Annotated in this window: 16 protein-coding genes; 7 read left to right on the forward strand and 9 right to left on the reverse strand. The window is 59.9% G+C overall.

Features of this window, described 5'->3' with window-relative positions:
- The first annotated feature begins 14 nt into the window (after positions 1-14).
- Both VSX56_RS10065 and VSX56_RS10070 read left to right on the forward strand, forming a co-directional pair.
- Positions 15-2,276, forward strand: coding sequence for a type I secretion system permease/ATPase (locus tag VSX56_RS10065; RefSeq protein WP_339113868.1), 2,262 nt, complete (start codon positions 15-17; stop codon positions 2,274-2,276).
- A gap of 3 nt (positions 2,277-2,279) precedes the next feature.
- Entirely contained in the window at positions 2,280-3,452 is a 1,173-nt protein-coding gene (locus tag VSX56_RS10070) for an HlyD family type I secretion periplasmic adaptor subunit (protein ID WP_350936799.1), read from the forward strand.
- A gap of 3 nt (positions 3,453-3,455) precedes the next feature.
- Here the strand turns inward: VSX56_RS10070 and VSX56_RS10075 are convergent, their stop codons facing one another.
- A complete protein-coding gene (locus VSX56_RS10075) occupies positions 3,456-4,739 on the reverse strand; it encodes a PP2C family protein-serine/threonine phosphatase (protein ID WP_339113866.1) in 1,284 nt (427 codons plus the stop codon).
- Between the two features lie 155 nt (positions 4,740-4,894).
- Between VSX56_RS10075 and VSX56_RS10080 the strand changes: the two genes are divergently transcribed.
- Positions 4,895-5,224: an Hpt domain-containing protein gene (locus VSX56_RS10080; protein ID WP_339113865.1), complete on the forward strand. Its 330-nt coding sequence runs from the start codon at positions 4,895-4,897 to the stop codon at positions 5,222-5,224.
- A 67-nt stretch (positions 5,225-5,291) separates the two neighbouring features.
- Here VSX56_RS10080 and ilvA read toward each other — a convergent pair whose 3' ends face one another.
- A complete protein-coding gene (gene ilvA / locus VSX56_RS10085; protein ID WP_339113864.1) occupies positions 5,292-6,539 on the reverse strand; it encodes a threonine ammonia-lyase IlvA in 1,248 nt (415 codons plus the stop codon).
- Positions 6,540-6,810: 271 nt separating this feature from the next.
- Between ilvA and VSX56_RS10090 the strand changes: the two genes are divergently transcribed.
- Both VSX56_RS10090 and mog read left to right on the forward strand, forming a co-directional pair.
- Entirely contained in the window at positions 6,811-8,040 is a 1,230-nt protein-coding gene (locus VSX56_RS10090; RefSeq protein WP_350936802.1) for an argininosuccinate synthase, read from the forward strand.
- On the forward strand, positions 8,037-8,573 hold the full coding sequence (gene mog / locus VSX56_RS10095) for a molybdopterin adenylyltransferase (protein ID WP_350936804.1): 537 nt from the start codon (positions 8,037-8,039) through the stop codon (positions 8,571-8,573). The genes VSX56_RS10090 and mog overlap by 4 nt, the downstream gene beginning before the upstream one ends.
- Here mog and queC read toward each other — a convergent pair whose 3' ends face one another.
- From queC to VSX56_RS10115, 4 genes are all read right to left on the reverse strand, one after another.
- On the reverse strand, positions 8,574-9,269 hold the full coding sequence (gene queC / locus VSX56_RS10100; RefSeq protein WP_339113861.1) for a 7-cyano-7-deazaguanine synthase QueC: 696 nt from the start codon (positions 9,267-9,269) through the stop codon (positions 8,574-8,576).
- A gap of 97 nt (positions 9,270-9,366) precedes the next feature.
- A complete protein-coding gene (locus VSX56_RS10105; protein ID WP_339113860.1) occupies positions 9,367-10,422 on the reverse strand; it encodes an AI-2E family transporter in 1,056 nt (351 codons plus the stop codon).
- 146 nt (positions 10,423-10,568) lie between these two features.
- The gene (locus tag VSX56_RS10110; protein WP_350936808.1) at positions 10,569-11,507 is read right to left on the reverse strand and encodes a hypothetical protein; all 939 of its coding nucleotides are present in this window, start codon (positions 11,505-11,507) and stop codon (positions 10,569-10,571) included.
- On the reverse strand, positions 11,504-11,917 hold the full coding sequence (locus VSX56_RS10115) for a phage holin family protein (protein ID WP_339113858.1): 414 nt from the start codon (positions 11,915-11,917) through the stop codon (positions 11,504-11,506). The genes VSX56_RS10110 and VSX56_RS10115 overlap by 4 nt, the downstream gene beginning before the upstream one ends.
- A 301-nt stretch (positions 11,918-12,218) precedes the next feature.
- Here VSX56_RS10115 and VSX56_RS10120 point away from each other — a divergent pair, with 301 nt between their 5' ends.
- Together VSX56_RS10120 and VSX56_RS10125 are read left to right on the forward strand one after the other, a co-directional pair.
- On the forward strand, positions 12,219-12,392 hold the full coding sequence (locus VSX56_RS10120; RefSeq protein ID WP_038075379.1) for a DUF1328 domain-containing protein: 174 nt from the start codon (positions 12,219-12,221) through the stop codon (positions 12,390-12,392).
- 227 nt (positions 12,393-12,619) lie between these two features.
- Positions 12,620-14,233, forward strand: a complete 1,614-nt coding sequence (locus tag VSX56_RS10125) for a BCCT family transporter (RefSeq protein WP_339113857.1) — start codon at positions 12,620-12,622, stop codon at positions 14,231-14,233.
- A 105-nt stretch (positions 14,234-14,338) separates the two neighbouring features.
- On the opposite strand, the gene VSX56_RS10130 is transcribed toward VSX56_RS10125, so the two are convergent.
- The 3 genes from VSX56_RS10130 to VSX56_RS10140 are packed head-to-tail and all read right to left on the reverse strand — an operon-like array spanning position 14,339 to position 18,720.
- Positions 14,339-14,740: a response regulator gene (locus tag VSX56_RS10130; RefSeq protein WP_350936811.1), complete on the reverse strand. Its 402-nt coding sequence runs from the start codon at positions 14,738-14,740 to the stop codon at positions 14,339-14,341.
- The gene (locus VSX56_RS10135; protein WP_350936813.1) at positions 14,724-18,149 is read right to left on the reverse strand and encodes a chemotaxis protein CheB; all 3,426 of its coding nucleotides are present in this window, start codon (positions 18,147-18,149) and stop codon (positions 14,724-14,726) included. The genes VSX56_RS10130 and VSX56_RS10135 overlap by 17 nt, the downstream gene beginning before the upstream one ends.
- Positions 18,150-18,156: 7 nt before the next feature.
- Positions 18,157-18,720 (reverse strand): PAS domain-containing protein, encoded by a 564-nt coding sequence (locus VSX56_RS10140; RefSeq protein ID WP_350936815.1) that lies wholly within the window; start codon positions 18,718-18,720, stop codon positions 18,157-18,159.
- Positions 18,721-19,007 lie beyond the last annotated feature (287 nt).

Below are 19,007 nucleotides of genomic sequence, written 5' to 3' on the forward strand. Positions count from 1 at the left end.
CAAGGTAAAGAGATTTGGCAGAGCGCATCATCCCCTTTGATATCAACGCGTCCCATGTGAATGGGGCGAAGGGAGAGGTGCGCGCGACGCGGAGCGAGGCCGAGACGGCCCAAGCCGCCCCTGCGCAATCCGCGACCGGTCGGGCGCGGGCGCGCGCCGAACTGGCGGCCATCTATGCGGGGCTTCTGGGGGCCGACATTCCGGCTCTCGATATCCTCGAACAGATGTTGCGCGCGGTGGGCGAGGCGACGGCGGCGCTGACCGGCGATGCCAAGGAGGCCGCCGAGATCAAGCCCGAGCATATCGCTGCCGTTCTGCGCGTGGCGGGGCTCGTGTCCTCGGTCGAGAAGATCCCCTCGATCACCCCCGATCAATGGCCTGCACTGGCACAGATGACCAATGGCCAGATGGTGCTGGTGATCGGACAGGAGGGACAGACCCTCTTCGTCTATGACAAGACCTGCAAGGATCAGCGCGCCGAGGTGCCGGTCAGCGATTTCCTCAGCTTCTTCTCGGGGACGGTGATCCGCGCGCGGACCTCGCTGAAACAGCTCGAGGAGCGCCACAAGGTTACTCCCGAGCGTGAACACTGGTTCTGGGGCGCTTTCCACAAACAGCGCCGCGCCTTTATCGAGGTGGCCGTGGGATCGCTCTTTGCCAACCTGCTCGCGGTGGCTGTGGCGCTCTTCAGCCTGCAGGTCTATGACCGCGTGATCCCGCACCAGTCCACGGCGACCCTCTGGGTGCTGGCGATCGGGGCATTTCTGGCCTTGGGCCTTGAGATGGCGCTCAAGGTGGCGCGCTCAGGGCTGATGGATATGGCGGGACGCAAGATCGAGCTTTCGGTCCAGCAGCTTCTGATGGAGCGCCTGCTGGGGATGAAGGTCGCGCCGGGTAAACGATCGCCCAGCCAGCTGTTCTCGGCGATGCGCGAATTCTCCTCGGTGCGCGAGTTCTTTACCGCCTCCACAATCGGAACACTCGCCGATGTGCCCTTCATCTTTGTGTTCCTGTTCCTTGTGGCCTCCATCGGGGGCTCGCTCTTCTGGGTGCTTCTTGCAGGGGCCGTGCTCATGGTGCTGCCGGGGTTCTTTTTCCAGCGCAGGATGATCCGGCTGACCGAGGCGACCCAAGGCGCCTCGGTGCGGGCCTCGCGCCTCTTGCACGAGGCGATCTACGAGCACGAGACCGTGGCCACCTCGCGCGGGGCGGACCGGTTCAAGCGTGTATGGGAGGAGCTGATCACCCTGTCGGCGGTCAAATCCTCCGAGCAGCGCAAACTGGCCGCAGCCCTGACCTATTGGGCCCAGATGGTCCAGCAGGGCACCTATATCGCCGCCGTGGTAATCGGGGCCTATAAGGTCTTTGCGGGCGAATTTACTGTGGGCTCGATCATTGCCATCGGCATTTTGACCTCGCGCACGCTCTCGCCGCTGACGCAGCTTGCGGGCACGCTGTCGCGTTGGTCGAACGTGAAACATGCGTTGAACGGACTGGATGCGATCATCGAATCCGATCAGGCGCAGGCCGATGACCGGTCCTATCTGCGGACCTCGCAGGTGCGCGGCGAATACGAGATGCGCCATGTGAACTTCCAGTATGATCAGGACAGTTCGCTGACTCTGGATATCCCCAACCTGAAGATCCCGCCGGGCCAGAAAATTGCCGTCCTGGGGACCAACGGATCGGGTAAATCCACGCTTCTGAAGCTGATGGCGGGGCTGTATGATCCGCAATCGGGCCGCATTCTGCTGGATGGCATCGAGATCAGCCAGCTACATCCGCGCGATCTGCGCCGCTCGCTGGGCTATCTCAGTCAGGATGTGCGGCTGTTTGCGGGCACGCTGCGCGAGAACCTGAACCTGACCCAACTCGAACGCGATGACAGTCGCCTCTACGAGGCGCTCGACTTCGCAGGGCTCGGCCCGTTCGTGCGCAGCCATCCCAAGGGGCTGGATCTGCTGTTGCGCGATGGCGGGGAGGGGCTGTCGGTCGGCCAACGCCAGTCGATCGGCTGGGCGCGGCTCTGGCTGCAGGATCCATCGGTCGTGATCCTCGACGAGCCGACCTCCGCACTGGATACGACGCTTGAAAACACGCTGGTCAGCCGGTTGCAGACGTGGCTGGAAGGTCGCACTGCGATTATCGCGACGCACCGCGTCCCGATCCTGACTTTGACCTCGCGCACCCTTATCCTGCAGAATGGGAAACTGGCAGTGGACGGCCCGCGTGACGCCGTTCTTGCCCATCTCACCAAAGCAAAAACCGGAAGCTGATAAATGGCCACGATCGATCCCAGCGTGATTGTCACCCGCACCAAGCGGATGAGTCTGACGGTCTGGCTGGTCGGTATCGCGCTTGCGGTGTTTCTGGTCTGGGCCTCGATGGCCTGGGTCGATCAGATCGTGCGCGGTCCAGGTGAGATCGTCTCCTCTTCGCGTCCGCAGATCATCCAGAACCTCGAGGGCGGTATCCTTGCCGAACTGGATGTGGCCGAGGGCGATCATGTCGATGCAGGGCAGGTTCTGGCCAAGCTTTTTGCCACGCAATACCAGACCCAGACCGATGATCTGCGCGACCAGATCGCGGCGCTCGAGGTGCGGCAATTGCGGTTGGAAGCGGAGATGAACGACACGCTCGTCTTCAATCCGACCAAGGAGCAGATCAAGTTAGTGCCGGATATGATTGCGTCTGAATCGGGGCTGCTGGAGGCTCGGCTCGAGGATTACCATGCCCGCGTTTCGGGTGCGAAAGCGGTCATCAAGCAGGCCAAGGCCGAGCGGGATCTTGTCGAGCGGATGTATGACAAACAGGTCGCGCCGCTGATCGAGGTGACGAAATCGCGCAAGGCTTTCGAGGATGCGCAGAACCAGCTCAACGAGATCCTGACCAAGACCGATCTGGACCGCGCTTCGGATTACTCCGATACGCTCTCGAAGCTGGGGACGCTGCGCCAGCAGCTGAAACTGTCCGAAGACCAGTTGGGACGGACGACGCTGGTGGCGCCGATGCGCGGCATCGTCAACCAGCTGTCGGTGACCACTATCGGCGGTGTCGTTCAGCCCGGCCAGCAGATTATGCAGATCATTCCCGAGGGCGAAGAACTTTATATCGATGCAGAGATCGCGCCCAAGGATATCGCCAATGTCCGTGCCGGTCAGGACGCGACCATCAAGCTATCGGCTTATGACTATACGATTTATGGCAGTCTTCAGGGGCAGGTGGTCGTGGTGTCGGCCGATACGTTCAAGGATGACAAGGATCCGAATGCCCAGCCGCATTACAAGGTGACGCTGAGCGTGGATCTGGATGATCTGACCGAGCGCCAGCGCAATCTCGAAATCCGGCCCGGTATGCAGGCCACGGTCGAGCTGCATACGGGCGAGAAGACGATCCTGCAATATCTTCTGAAGCCGCTCTATAAGTCGCGCGAAGCGTTGCGGGAGCCGTAAGGCTCAGTCCGCGTTACGCTTCGCGCCATTGAATTCGAAGAACACCGCCGAGACGTCATCGGTCAGGCTGCCATCGGCATAGTTCTCGACCTCCCAATAGAGCGCGTCGAGAAACGCATTGCCATTGAGGCCCGAGAGCTTTTGGAGCATCCCGTCGAGCCCGTTCTCCATCAGGAGCTGACCGTCAGGTGCGGTGGCTTCGGTGATACCATCCGACATCAGGATGAGCCGCTCGCCCGGCGCGAGGATGGTGGAGAAGGTCTCGTATTGCGCCTCCTCGATCAGGCCGACGGGCAGGCCGCCTTGCCCGAGATGTTCGACCGTGCCATCCACCCTCTGTTTCACGGGATGGGGGTGCCCGCCCTGCACCATCTGGACTTCGCCCGAGACCAGGTCGACATCCGCATAGACCAGCGTGAAATAGCTCTCGGTCTGCATCTCGTCGAGCACGAGTTTGTTGAGATAACCTGCCAACTCGCCCGGATCCATACCTTCGTAGATCCCGAAATCCGACAGCACGAGCGCGATATTCTGGTCGGGCGAGGAGCCCGAGAGATAGCCCGCAAGACGAGCCGTCATCAGCGCCGAGGTGATCCCGTGGCCCGAGACATCGATCCCGTAGAGACCGACGCGACGGGCGTTGATCGGGAAAAAGCCCACCAGATCGCCGCCGACCTGTCCGCAGGGGCGTAGCATCAGGGTCACCTCGGAACTCCCGAAGCTCCGGTAGCGCTCCTTGACGAGGCTCTGTTGCAACTGGCGTGCCTCGGACAGATCGCGCCTGATTCCGTCATGGACGGATTTCAGCTCATCCAGCGTCGAACTCAGTAGCTGGTTCTTGCGGGTCAGTTCCCGTTCCATGCGCAAGATACGGTCGCCCGCTTGCAGACGGGCGCGCAGTTCATTCCCGTTTACGGGCTTGGACAGGAAATCATCCGCCCCGCTTTGCAGACCTAAAGCGACCTCGGCTTTTTCGGATTTCGAGGTCAGGAGGATGAAATACCCATAGCTGCTCCGCTGCATCTCGCGGAATTTGCGGCAGAAGTCGACGCCGGACATTCCTGTCATCATCCAGTCGGAGATGACGATATCGGGTTCGAACTGGTTACATATTTCAAGGGCTTCTTCGGCAGAGGCCGCTTCTGTCACGTCATATCCAGACCGCGATAGCTGCGCCGAGAGAATGCGGCGCTGCATCTTGCTGTCATCGACAACAAGCACACTGCGACGCGCAGTCTCGTCCGGCTTGGGTGTTGCCGTCGAAAGCTTATACAGAGGATCCTGCAAGCCGATTCCGCTCCTCGTAACACTACTGTTGGCCATCTTTGGCGCAGGCAGTCTTAATTTGGGGTAAACCCGAGTAAGTTTCCGAGCTTAAGTTTTTGGCAAGCTTTATTGCCTAGCCTCAAGCAAGGTGGTGATGCCCTTTGGTGGAGGTTGAGATGATTGATTGGGATCGGGTTGCCGAGTTGCAATCCGAAATCGGTTCTGATGGCTTCGGCGAAGTCGTCGAGCTGTTTATGGATGAAGTCGAAGGCGTTGTTATGAAATTGGGAACGCGTCCGGACAGGCTCGAGGAGGATCTGCATTTCCTCAAGGGCTCTGCATGGAATCTGGGGTTCCGCGCGTTCGGCGTCATGTGTCAGGAAGGCGAGCGTCTGGCGGCAATGGGCCGCTCCGGCGATGTCGATATCCAGGCCGTTCTCGATGTCTATTCCGCATCGAAGAAGGATTTCATGGCGCGGGTAAACGAGTTCCTGAGCGCGGCCTGAACCGCTGGACATAAAACATCGGCCCCGAAAGCGGCCGATGTTTCGATGCCGAAGTCCCCGAGCGGGATTAGATCAGAAACTCCGCGAGGATCGCGTCTTCGGTAATGTCGCGATAGAAAAAGCCTGCCTCGTCCAACTGTTGCGTCAGGCGGCCAAAGCTGGTCGGATCACGGGTTTCAATCCCGATCAGCACAGATCCGAAATTCCGCGCGGATTTCTTCAGATATTCGAAACGCGCGATGTCGTCCTGCGGTCCGAGCATTTGCAGGAAGTCTTTCAGCGCGCCGGGGCGTTGGGGCATACGCAGGATGAAATATTTCTTAAGCCCCGAGTAGCGTTGCGCCCGCTCCTTCACATCAGGAAGCCGCTCGAAATCGAAATTCCCGCCCGAGACGATACAGACCACCGTCTTGCCTGCGATCTCCTCACGCATGTCTTGCAACATATCGATCGACATCGCCCCGGCGGGCTCGAGCACGATGCCCTCGACATTGAGCAATTCCAGCATGGTCCGGCAGATCCGGTCTTCCGGTGCGCCGAGGACGTGATCGGCAGGAATGGCACGCAATGTTTCGAAAGGCGTCTGGCCGATCCGCGCCACGGCAGCGCCATCGACGAAACTATCGACATGCGGCAGTGTCACAAGCTTGCCCGCCTCTAGGGCGGCATGCAGGCTGCGCCCGCCCATCGGCTCGACATAGCGGAATTGGGTGCTAGGGCTCGCCGCGCCCAGATAACGCGTCACACCTGCCGAAAGGCCGCCACCGCCCACGGGGATCGTCACGAAATCGGGCGCATGGCCGAGCTGATCGAGCATTTCCACGGCCACGGTGGCCTGACCTTCGATCACGTCACCATTGTCGAAAGGCGCCAGAAAATGCGCGCCCGCCTCGGTGCAGAAGGTCTGGCTCGCGGCCAGTGTGTCGTCGAAATAATCGCCCGTCAGGACAATCTCGACATTCTCGCCGCCAAAGCTGCGGGTTTTGTCGATCTTCTGCTGTGGCGTGGTCACCGGCATGAAGATCGTGCCCTTCACTCCGAAATGGCGGCAGGCATAGGCCAGACCCTGCGCGTGATTGCCCGCGCTCGCGCAGACGAAATGATCCGCGGTAGGATCTGCGGCCCGCAGCTTGCGCATGGCGGTGAAGGCGCCGCGCAGCTTGTAGCTGCGCACGGGCGTCAGATCCTCGCGCTTGAGCCAGATCTCCGCCCCGTAGCGCTCCGACAGAAAGTCGTTGCGCAAAAGCGGCGTAGGTTCAAACAGATCGCGCAGCGCGCGGGCGGAGGCTTGGGCATTGAGGGCAAAATCGGTCATGGCGTATCGGATCGCTTGTTTGGTCAGGGGGCAAGCCAAATCGGTGATAGGAGTGCGCCTATGGCTATATGGTCCCCGTGATCCTAAGCCTGCGGCAGATTGTCAATCGGCTTGGCACGGGATCTGCGCAATCGGGTGCCGCTTTTCAGGCCATTCCGGCAAACATCGGCGCCAGAGAGCGCATTTGATGGGAGGAAACCCGCCCCGCCCCTTGTGGCACAGAAAAAAACGCTCTATCCCCACGTCAAAATCTGTTCCTCGGGAGATGTCAATGTCCGCGCCCAAGAAAGTCGTGCTCGCCTATTCCGGCGGCCTCGATACCTCGATCATCCTCAAATGGCTCCAAACCGAATATGGCTGCGAGGTCGTGACCTTCACCGCCGATCTGGGGCAGGGCGAAGAGCTGGACCCCGCGCGCAAGAAGGCCGAGCTGCTGGGCATCAAGCCCGAGAATATCTTCATCGAAGACGTGCGCGAGGAATTCGTGCGCGATTTCGTCTTCCCGATGTTCCGCGCCAATGCGGTTTATGAAGGTCTCTATCTGCTCGGCACCTCGATCGCGCGTCCGCTGATCTCCAAGCGTCTCGTCGAGATCGCGGAAGCGACCGGCGCTGATGCGGTGGCGCATGGCGCGACCGGTAAAGGCAACGATCAGGTTCGTTTCGAGCTGTCGGCCTATGCGCTTAACCCCAAGATCAAGGTCATCGCGCCGTGGCGCGAGTGGGATCTGCATTCGCGCACGGCCCTGCTGGGCTTCGCCGAGAAGAACCAGATCCCGATTGCTAAAGACAAGCGTGGCGAGGCACCGTTCTCGGTCGACGCGAACCTGCTGCACACCTCGTCCGAGGGTAAGGTTCTGGAAAATCCGGGCGATATGGCGCCCGATTACGTCTACCAGCGCACCAATGATCCGGTTCTCGACGCTCCCAACGAGCCCGAATATATCGAGATCGGGTTCGAGAAGGGCGATGCCGTCTCGATCAATGGCGAGGCGATGAGCCCCGCAACGATCCTGACCAAGCTCAACGAGCTGGGCAAGAAGCACGGCATCGGCCGTCTTGACTTCGTGGAAAATCGCTTTGTCGGGATGAAGTCGCGCGGCGTCTACGAGACCCCCGGCGGCACCATCCTGCTGGAAGCGCACCGTGGCATCGAGCAGATCACGCTCGATTCCGGCGCAGGCCACCTGAAGGATTCGATTATGCCGCGCTATGCCGAGCTGATCTATAACGGCTTCTGGTTCTCGCCCGAGCGCGAGGCGCTGCAGGCGCTGATCGACAAGACGCAGGAATATGTCACCGGCACTGTGAAGCTGATGCTGTTCAAGGGCGCGTCGCGCACCGTGGCGCGCTGGTCGGACTATTCGCTGTATTCCGAGAAGCATGTGACCTTCGAGGAAGATGCAGGCGCCTATGACCAGAAAGACGCGGCGGGCTTCATCAACCTGAACGCCCTGCGCCTGAAGCTGATCGCCACCCGCAACGCTCGCGTGGCAAAATGAGCAAATCGCAGCCCCATGCCGCCATCGTCACCGTCTCCGACCGCGCCTTTGCGGGAGAATACGAAGACAAGGGCGGTCCGGGCTGCGAGGACTGGCTTGGCGGCGTGGTCACCTCGCCGCTAAGCATTACGCGTCATATCATCCCCGATGGGCGCGAGAGCGTGGCAGAAAAGCTGCGCGAATTGGTGGCCCTCGAGGCTGATCTGATCCTTGTCACCGGCGGCACGGGGCCTGCGCCCCGCGATGAAACGCCCGAAGGCGTGGCCGATGTGATGGAGAAGGAATTGCTGGGTTTTGGCGAGGAGATGCGCCGCGCCTCGCTCGAAGAGGTCCCGACCGCGATCCTCTCGCGTCAGACCGCTGGCATTGCCGGAAAATCCCTGATCATCACGCTGCCGGGCAAGCCCTCGGCCATTGCGACCTGTCTCAACCGCGTCTTTGCGGCGGTGCCCTATTGCCTCGATCTGATCGGGGCGGGGTATATCGAGACAGACCCCGCCAAAATCAAAGCCTTCCGCCCGAAGGCGAAGTGATCAGCGCGCCTTTTCTACGGCTGCTTTCCAGAAATCGGGATCGTCATAGACGGTCGGATCGGTAACGCCCGCCAGATCGAAGGCCTCGCGCCGTTCGACACAGGTGCCGCAACGCCCGCAATGATGCGCGCCGCCCTTGTAGCAGGACCATGTCTGCGCAAAATCCGTGCCCAACCGCGCGCCTTCCTCGACGATTGCCGATTTCGGCACCCGCACGAAGGGCGTGTAAAGTGACACATCGGCATAGCCATCCAGTGCCTGTTTCTGCATGGCCTCGAATGCCTCGGTAAAGGCGGGGCGGCAGTCGGGATAGATGAAATGGTCGCCGCCATGCACGGCCGTTGCCACGGCATCGGCTTGGCGCGCTGCCGCAATCCCGAAAGCGATGGTCAACATGATCGCATTGCGGTTGGGGACCACGGTAATACGCATCGTCTCTTCGGCATAATGGCCGTCTGGCACGTCAACATCATCGGTCAGCGCGGATCCGGTCAGGGACGCGCCGATGCCGCGCATGTCGATGATGTCGTGTTTCACACCAAGACGCTCTGCAGCACGGGCGGCATAATCCAGCTCCTTGCGATGGCGCTGGCCGTAATCGAAGGAAACGAGCCCGACAAGCTCATGCTCGGCGGAAATCTTGTCGGCAAGGGTGACGGAATCGAGGCCGCCGGAACAGATGACGATGGTTTTCATGAAGACTTCCCTGTTTTGAAGACATCCGGGTGGGCTGCGACCGGAACTCTGCCACTACCGCGAAATGCAGCCTAACCCAAGGGTCTTCACGAAAGTCTTATTCGGCAATCTTGGTGGCCATCAGCCGCTCTGCCTGACTTTCGGGCATGCTGTTCGTCAGCACCAGTCCCCAGAGCAGCAGCGGAATGGCGACGATACCGCCCACCGGACCCCAGAGCCAGATCCCGAAGATCAGCGCGAGGAAGACCAGAAGCGGGTTCAGGCGCATATGTTTGCCGATCATGGCAGGGGTAATAAACTGGCCCTCACATCCGTTGAGGCAGGCATAGAGCAATGCAGGCAGCACCGCATAGAACCCGTCAAAGGCCGCCACACCCGCAAAGAGGAGTGCCACGATCAGGCAGGCAGGGCCGATATAGAGGACATAGTTGATGAGGAAGGCCACAAGCCCCCAGAGCATGGCACCGGGCATACCAAGCGCTGTCAGCACCACACCGGTTGCGACGCCCAGCCCCGCATTCACCACCGTGATGGTCAGGAAATAGCGCGACACTTTCCGCTCTGCGGCCCGCAGGCGTTTGGCGGTGGAGGCGCGCTCGGCGGGTTCCGACAGATGGCGCGCGGCCCATGCGTAGATCTCGTTGCGGGTCAGCAGGAAGAAGAAGAGCGTCCCGATAAACACCAGAAACTGTGCGAAAAATGATGGCGCCAGCATCAGCGCATCCGAAAGGGTTGGCATCTGCACGCCGCCCTTGTCCTCGCCCGCCTTGGCCGCAGTATCGCTGACAGCTTCCTGAATGCGGTCACTCATGGAATTGAGGTTCTGAATCGCATCCTTGTAGCTGTCGATGGTTGAGCGCATATCCTGCCAGACCTTAGGCGCCTGATCGACGATCTGATAGACCAGTGGCTGGAAGATCAGGAAGACCATCGCCACAATCAGTAGTGAAAACAGTATCGAAGTCATCGCACCCCAGACCTGCGAAAACCCCATTCTCTCCCATGTGTCGGAAACGGGTGAAAGGACGATGCCCGCGACAAGAGCCAGTATCATCGGGGCAAAGATGCTTTCCACCTGCACAAGCGCAAAGACAACGCCGATCGCTCCGATAAGGATGATGGCGATCCGTGACAGGGTCTCTAGGCGACTCATGAAGATATCCTCTGTTTTGCGCCCAACGCGCGGGTTTCAGGAATTGTTCCTGACAATATTAATAACTATATCAGTATGTTGAGTAGTTTTCCGGCAATAGAAAAGCCGGGAAAATCCCGGCTTTCCGTTTCACGATATATCGTTGCTCAATGCGCCACGCCATTGGCGTGCAGATGGCTGCGGAGGTTCTTAACCGAAGCGCTTGCCTCTTTGGAAAATTCCTCTGCCAGACGGTCGCCCAGATCGGAGCCCTCTTTCTCCGCTGCGCGTGCAACATCGCGCGCAGCGTCATAGGCTTCCTTTTTCAGGCGGGCGGCGAGTTCTTCGGCGCGCTTTTTCTCTTCGCGGTAAAAGGAAAGGGCTTCCTCTTTCGCGCGGTCGATATAGGGACCAGCGGCCGAGTTGCGCAGCCTGTCCTTGGGTAGCGCTGCGATCACGGCTGCGCCCACGGCCAGGCCGAGCACTGCGATCACGACCGGATGGTCGGCCACAAACTGGCGCGTCTCGGTTGCGGCACGGGTGCCGTATTCCTGCGCTTTCAGCTTGGCGGCGTAGGCGCGCTCGCGCGCTTCGATCACTCGCTTACGGGTCTCCGCCGAAAGCTCGTCGAGATCTTTCGACAGCTTCGCCCGCACATCTCCCGAGAATTTCGAGATGGTTTCGGCGCGTTCTTTCACGAAATCGCGGCCCGACTGCTTGTCATCGGCGGCTTCGTTCTCCAGTTCGCGCAGACAGAGGGTCGCGCTGGCACGCAGGCGGTCGATCTCGTCGGACCAGTCCTCGGCAACGGTGTCAGCGGTCTGCACGGCCTCTTCGGTCTTGCTGTCTTCGGTGCCATTCTTGCGGCCCAGCAGGAACCATGCCAGACCGGCACCCGCCAGCGCGAAGGCCACCGGATTTTCGCGGATCGTTGCTTCGGCACGTTTCGCATAGGGGGTCGCGTTCTCGCGGATGAAGTCAGACACATGATCCGCCAGAAGGCCCGGTGCAACGCGGCCGGTCAGATCGGCCAGCGTGCCTGCCAGATCGGCCTTGTCTTGGTTCAGACGGCTCTCGATTTCTTTAAGAGTAGTTTTCTCGCTCATTTCAGGCTCTCCTTGAGATTCTGCAGATCGGCAGAGATTTTGGTAATGATGGTTTGCGGGGTGGCGGCCGCGCGGCGCAAAAGCACAAAGGCCCGCAGCGCAAGAAGACCACCAAGAACGAGGAGGATCGCAGTGGTGATCAGCGCCGCCCAGACAGGCGCAAGGCCCGCGGTCTGGATCGCAAAGATCAATGTCTGCGTCAGCGCGCCGAGCAATGCGATGGCCGTGGCAAAAGCCACACCCAGGCAGATCGCAGCAACGCGCAGATTGGACCCGGCCTGCGCGATCTCGGCGCGGGCAAAGGCCATCTCGTCACGACCAAGCTGGCGCCCTTTCTCGAAGGCACGCAGCGCGGTATCGGTCAGGCCGGTTCCGACGCTGGACGTGTTTTCGGGGTTATGCTCGGTCATAATCGTCTCGTTTCTGGTCGTCTCTATCTCGAGGCGCGGTCATCCGACCCGCTTCTGAATACCCAACGCCGGTCCTGCAGGAAGGTTCCCGTCTCCCGAGGGCATGTCCGGCGATATTTTCCGTCAAGCTATCGCGTGCTGGGGCGAAGGCTGCGGAAAGACAGACCATGCGCGAACGCCTGATGAGGCCATTGGGTTCCAGTAGGAAGCGGCGATCTTTTCAGGGAACCTTGGCCGGAAAGCCGGCGTTGACCTGCCAGAACGCAAGATAATTGCTTAGAAACACTCAATGGAGGCTCCTATGCTTGGCTGGGCTCTTACATTTCTGATCATCGCGCTGATTGCTGCCGCTCTTGGTTTTGGCGGCATTGCTGGCGCATCTGCCGGGATCGCTCAGATCCTCTTCGTCGTCTTCCTGATCCTGTTCGTGGTTGCGATGGTCGCCCGTGCGGTCCGTGGCAAACCGCCGGTCTGACGGAAACGACATGCGATAACGCATCTGGAAAGGGCCGTATCCGCAAGGATGCGGCCTTTTTTGAATGTTTTTGCGGGTTTTCTGGCCTGCGGTTGGGTTTGGGGGCAATCTGCGCTAGGTAATGATGCGCCATGGACCGGATCCCGCATCCGGCCACGAACGACGACGTTCAAGAAACGCAATGCCTGTGCGGTAATCTCCGGCAGGCCCGAAACAGGGGGAACGACGTGCAGTCTCTTGTGCGCAAGCTCGGTTTGCGAACCGATCCTTATATCTTCTTCATCTCGGCAATCTTCACGGTTGTCTTTGTTCTGCTTCTGGTGATCGCACCGGGCCCGATCGGCGATGCTTTCGCTGCGGGGCGCGAATGGATCACCGTTAATCTGGGGTGGTTCTTTATCCTCGGGGTCAATGTCTGGCTTGGGTTCCTGATCTGGGCCGCCATGTCGCGCCACGGCCATATCCGGCTAGGGCCGCGCGATTCCCGTCCCGAATATTCCAATCTCAGCTGGTTCACGATGCTCTTTGCCGGTGGTATCGGCACGGTGCTGATGTTCTGGGGTGTGGCCGAACCGATCAGCCATTTCTCGAACCCGCCTCTTCCGGGGGTCGAGCCCTATAGCGCGCAGGCCGCCGATGACGCGATGTCGATCGCGATCTATCACCTCGGTCTGCATACATGGACAATTTTCACCCTTCCGGGGCTGGCATTTGCCTATTTCATCAACCGTTACGACCTTCCGATCCGCGTAAGTTCGGTCTTCTATCCCCTCCTGAAAGAGCGGATCTACGGCCCTATTGGCAAGGCTATCGATATTGCGTCCATTCTGGGCACGTTGTTCGGTGTGGCGGTCTCGCTCGGGCTTGGCTCCAGCCAGATTGCGGCTGGCCTCTCGGCGCTCTTCGGACTGGAAGATGGCACGGTGCTGAAGGTCATCATCCTGACCGTCCTGACGGCGGTCGCCGTTCTGTCGATCACCGCAGGGCTCGACAAGGGCGTAAAGTTCCTGTCGAATCTCAATATCGGTATGGCCGTGGCGCTGATGGTCTTCGTGCTGGTGACAGGCTCGACATTGTTCCTGCTGCGCGGGATCGTCGAGACCTTCGGGCTCTATTTCGACAATCTGCCGCGGCTTGCCTTCTGGAACGATATGCTGGCCGACGAGAACCCAGCCACGCCCGGTTGGGGCTGGCAGGGTAGCTGGACGGTGTTCTACTGGGCATGGACCGTCACATGGTCGCCCTTCATCGGTCTGTTCGTCGCGCGGATCTCGCGCGGGCGCACGATCCGCGAGTTCGTTTTTGGTGTGCTGGCCGCGCCCTCGCTCTTCACCCTCATCTGGTTCGCCATTTTCGGCTGGCAGGCGATGGAGTTCGACGGGATCGGATCGGCGGCGCGGGCCGCGATGGGCGATCAGGCAGGCCAGATCAGCGAAGCGGTGGCCAATTCTGTCCCGTTGGCGATGTTCGCCTTCTTCGAGCATTTCCCCTGGTCGGGGTTCCTGCAGGGCTTCGGCGTGGTGATCGTGGCGATTTTCTTTGCAACTTCGGCGGATTCGGCCTCGCTGGTGGTGGATATGCTCTGCACCGGCACGCCAGAACCAGGCCCGGTGCCTCAGCGCGTCTTCTGGGGCGTAGCACAGGGTCTGGTGGCCGTTATGCTGATCGTTCTGGCGGGCGATGCCGGTCTGACGGCGCTGCAACAGGTGATCACGGTGGTCGGGCTGCCGATTTTCATCCTCGTGACGATGATGATTCCGTCGCTTATCCGTGGCTTTGCGGCCGAGGATATCGACCATGTGACCATTGGCAAAAGACCGAAACTCTCGGAATTCGACTGATAAGGAAGGGCGCCACTGGCGCCCTTTTCTTGTCCAGCACCATTTTGGCAAAAGAAAAAGACCCGTAATGCGGGTCTTTCTTACAAACGGAACACTAAAACGGGTTCAGTTGGTCGCGTCGGTTTCCGGCTCGCTATCGAGGAACTGGCGCAGGGCTTCCTCCAGTTGGTGCCCCCAGACCGGCTTCTCGCAGAAGATCGCACCAGGAAAACGGTCCTCGATCTCTTCGGCACGGCTATGACCGGACTGGAACACGAGCCGCGTGCCGCATTCATGGAGGCGCTTTGCCAGCGGGAATACCTCGCCATCGCGCAGTTGAACGTCGAGGATCGCCGCATCGGGGCGTTCCTTGATAATCATCAGCCGCGCCTCGGAGCGCGAGGCGCAGGGGCCTATCACCCGATAGCCCATATCCCCGACCATCATCTCGAGATCCATTGCAACAATGGGCTCGTCTTCACAGATCAGGACCGTTTTTTGTACATGCTCGTTAGTCTGACAGCCCATAGCCTAGCCTAGTGGTTCGTTTCTCTTCGCTCGTTTCGACCTCGATATCGCCATGCAGTTGCGCGGCGGACAGTTTGATCAGTGTCGATCCGAAGCCGTTTCCAATCTTCGATTCGCTGGGCTCAACGCGCGATGTGTAGAGTTCGTTCCATTCAAGAATCAATTTGTTTTGGCGGGTCACCGACCAAGTTACTTGTAGCGTGCCATCCGCAGGTCCCAGAACCCCATATTTGGCTGCATTGGTTGCCAATTCGTGGAAAAGCAGGGACAGCGCATTAATTTCCTTGGTCTGGACATAGACATCAGGCCCTTCGATCCGCAGAACAGCCTGTTTCTCGTAGGGTTCGAGGGCGACCTTCACCACCTCGCGCAGCATCAGCCCATGGCCATTGCTGCCCGATTGGGTGAGCGAATGCGACCGTGCGAGGGCGGCGATCCGGCGCTCGAGTTCGGTGGTGAACTCACGCACCGAGCTGGCTTTGCGTCCCGCGATCCGCGTCATGCCCGAAATGATCGAGAACATGTTCTTCACGCGGTGATTCATCTCGCGCAGCATCGCCTCGCGGATCTGCATGGCTTCCTGCGCATCGGTCACATCGAAGATGACCCCGACGCGCCGTCCCAGCGCATCATGGTTCAGCCTGCGCCCGACAAGCCTCAGCGTGGGGGGCGAGAGATCTTTGGTATCGATCCGGATTGTGATATCCATCGCGCCTTCCGGCCCCGCCATCTGGCGCAGGCCCTGCCGCAGGATCTCGCGATCCTCGCGTAGCACATGGCGCAGCAATGTGCGCGGCTTGGACAGATCGTCCTCTTCGGTCAGGCGGAACATCGAGCGGCAGCGTGCATCCATGTCCAGCAGGTTCGAGCGGCGGTCATATTCCCAGACGCCCAGCCCCGCCACATCCAGTGCCAGCTTCAGGCGCTCGCCCTCGCGGGCCAGCTCCTGTTCCAGCGTCAAGGCCTGCGAGATATCGGTAAAGACCAGCGTCGCCCCGTCGATCTCGCCATTGCGGATCCGGTAGGGGTTGATCACCAGAGACCATGTCTTGTCGCTCTCGCGCTGGGTGACGGTCAGCTGCTGCACTTCCTGATTGCGGATCACATGCTCGACTGCGTGGAAGATCTCCTCGTTCTCGGAGAGATAGCTCGTCACATCGGTCAACGGTCGGCCACGGTCGCCATGGCGGAACGGATAGAGCGTCAGGATCGATTCCGTATAGTTGCGGATATGCAGGCGCTGGTCCACCACGATCAGTGGCAAAGCGGTCGAAGCAAAGAAGTTCTGCAGATCGGCATTGGCGACCGAAAGCTCTTCGATCTTGTTCTTCAGTTCGTCATTGACCGTAGAGAGCTCCTCGTTTGTCGATTGGAGCTCCTCGTTCATCGACATCATTTCTTCGTTCGAGCTTTTCAGCTCCTCATTGGCGGTTTCCAGCTCCTCGACCGTGGTATGCAGGCGCGCGCGGGTGGCGCGCAGCTCTTCCTCGAGGCTCTGCACATGGCTGTCGGAGGGTTCGACATCGTCATAATCATGATCGTCGATCGGGCTGAAACGCCCTTCGTCGCGGAAGATCAGCAACACCGTATGGTCGGGAAGGGGTTCGCCGACCAGTTCCAGGTTCTGTAGCCCGAATTCGGAATGCGCCGACAGATTCCTGTTTACTGTTTTGCGACCGGTCTCGGACACATGCCGGATCGCTGCAGAGATTGCCTCTTTCAGACCCGGACGGGCCACAGACTGCGCATGACGCACATGCGTGTCCATCAGATCGAAATCGACATATTTGCCCAGCTTGCCCGTTGTCTTCAGGATCTGGCCGGACCGGTCAACCACCATCGCGGGGTTGGTGTAGGCAGCCAGAAGGCGGGTCTCGGCATCGGTGGTGTCGATGCTGCGTGTTGTCTGACGGTCATCGGAATTCGTAATGTCGGTCTTGCCGGCTTGCGGATTGCCGACTTGCCCCTTGATGATGCCCGGATAGCCCGAACGGCTGTCATCGCGGGTAAAGAGTCGCGCGCCCACGGTCGCGGGCGTGAAATGCTTGTCATACTGGCCGACCGTTTCCGAAGGACCCAGAAACAGCGTGCCTCCCGGACGCAGGGCGAAATGGAAGATCGGCATGACTTCGGCCTGCAGCTTGTCGCCGAAATAGATCAGCAGGTTGCGGCAGGACAGGAGGTCGATATTGGAGAAGGGCGGATCTCGGACCACGCTATGCAGCGAGAAGCGCACGCAATCACGCAGCTGCGAGGTGATCTGGAACTTGCCGTCACGGCCCACCGTATACAGTTCGCGGAAATGCTCGGGAATATCGGCAAGGGCGGCCTGCGGATAGGTGCCTTGCCGCGCGAGGCGCAGCATCTGCTCGTCGATATCGGTGGCGAAGATCTGCAGCTGCTGGTGACGTCCGGCGCGGGCCTGGGCATCGTGGAACAGCATGGCCAGAGAATAGGCCTCCTCGCCGCTCGAGCAGCCCGGTGCCCAGATCCGGATCTCGTCGCGGGTGCTTTCCTGCACCAGAGGTTCCACCACGCGCTGGCGCAGGATCTCGAACTGTTCCGGATCGCGGAAGAACCGTGTGACATTGATCAGCAGCTCGCGGAAGAGCTTGTCGCATTCGTTCGGATCGACCCGCAGGCGGCGCAGATAGTCTATGGCATCGGCCAGCCCCAGAACGCGGATACGTCGCTCGATCCGGCGCACCAGTGTCGAGACCTTGTAGAGCGTGAAGTCGTGACCCGAGGTCTTGCGCACGACGGCGCAGATATCAGGGACCAGCTCCTCGATAGAACGGCCGAGCTTGTCGTCATCGAACTGCAGGGAGCTATGGGAATAGAACTGGCTGATGGTCTCGATGATGCGACCGGGCGGGCGGATGAAGTCGACAAGCCCGGTGGCCTTGGCCGACATCGGCATCCCATCATATTTGGCCGATTCCGGATCCTGCGCGATACATAGCCCGCCAAATTCCTTGATGGCACGCAGACCGGCACTGCCATCGGCGCCGGTGCCGGACAGGATCACACAGGAGGCATAGCGCCCCTGATCGCGGGCGAGGCTCTCGAAGAAATCGTCGATCGGTCTGCGCAAGCCACGCGGTTGCGCGAAATCGGTGAGGTGGAGCACGCGGTTATGCACTGTAAGCCCGTGTCCGGGGGGGATGATATAGACACGCCCACGCTCGATGGTCACCCCATCTGTGGCCTGGGTAACCTGTAATGATGTCTGGCGCCCGAGCAGTTCCGCGAGCAGACTCTCGTGATTGGGGTCGAGATGCTGGATCACGACATAGGCAAGGTTGGCATCCGGCGAGGCCTGCGCCAGCATTTCACGGATCGCTTCCAACCCGCCCGCCGAGGCACCGATGCCTACAACGCAAATCCGGTCTTTATCAAGTTCGGCCATCGGCTCTTCAGGTCCTTGGAACACTCAAACGGGCAATCAACGAAATCGAATCCGCGATCAACTGGGCAGAACTTATCATAGCGAGCCCGTATTCCTTGGCGATCTTGTCGATATCGGACAGGTTCCGCGCCAGTGTCACGTCATTCGAATCAAGCCGCGCACGGTCAAGCACGGGTGACATGTCGAATTGCGAGGCAAGCATGTAGCGTGTGACGCCATCCTCGTCACGCAGGCGCGACATGAAAACGAGGTTATGGAAGGTCGAGCCATCCTTGCGGTAGTTGAGAACATGGAAACGTCCACTGTCACGCATATCGTCATGGACGAAGCGGCTCAGTTCGGCCTTGTCTTCCGCGTCGCTCTTCTCCCCTTGCAGGAAGCGGCAGTTGATCCCCAGCACCTCTTCGCGTGTGTAGCCGGTGAGCGCCAGGAAGGCGTCATTGACCAGACATAACGGGACATCCTCGCCAACTTCGGAGAGGGCAAGTGCGATCCGGCTTCTCTCGAAATAGCGTTCGAGCGCGGGGGGCAGATCCTGAGGATCATGAATGGGGGCATCTATCTGGCTCATGAGGACACAATGTGCATCGACAGCGGCACTTGGCAAGCGCAGACCGGCGCGCGCGGCCAACTGTGATCGGCGAGACGGAGGGCGGGTCAAGTCGGTCTGAAGGTTCGCCCGCTCGTATCTGCGTTGATGTTTGTGTGTGGTGATTCCGGTTTGGCGGTGTGGCGGGTGTGTCAGGATGGTGGCTGTGTCATAAAACTGATCGAAATAAATACATATATTTCAGCATGTTATTTGAATTTTTGTATGAATTTATGATTTTCGTTGAAAAAGGGGTTGCGGTGTTTGGG

It is taken from the genome of Thioclava kandeliae, assembly GCF_040297545.1.
In the GTDB taxonomy this organism is placed as follows: Bacteria; Pseudomonadota; Alphaproteobacteria; order Rhodobacterales; family Rhodobacteraceae; genus Thioclava; species Thioclava kandeliae.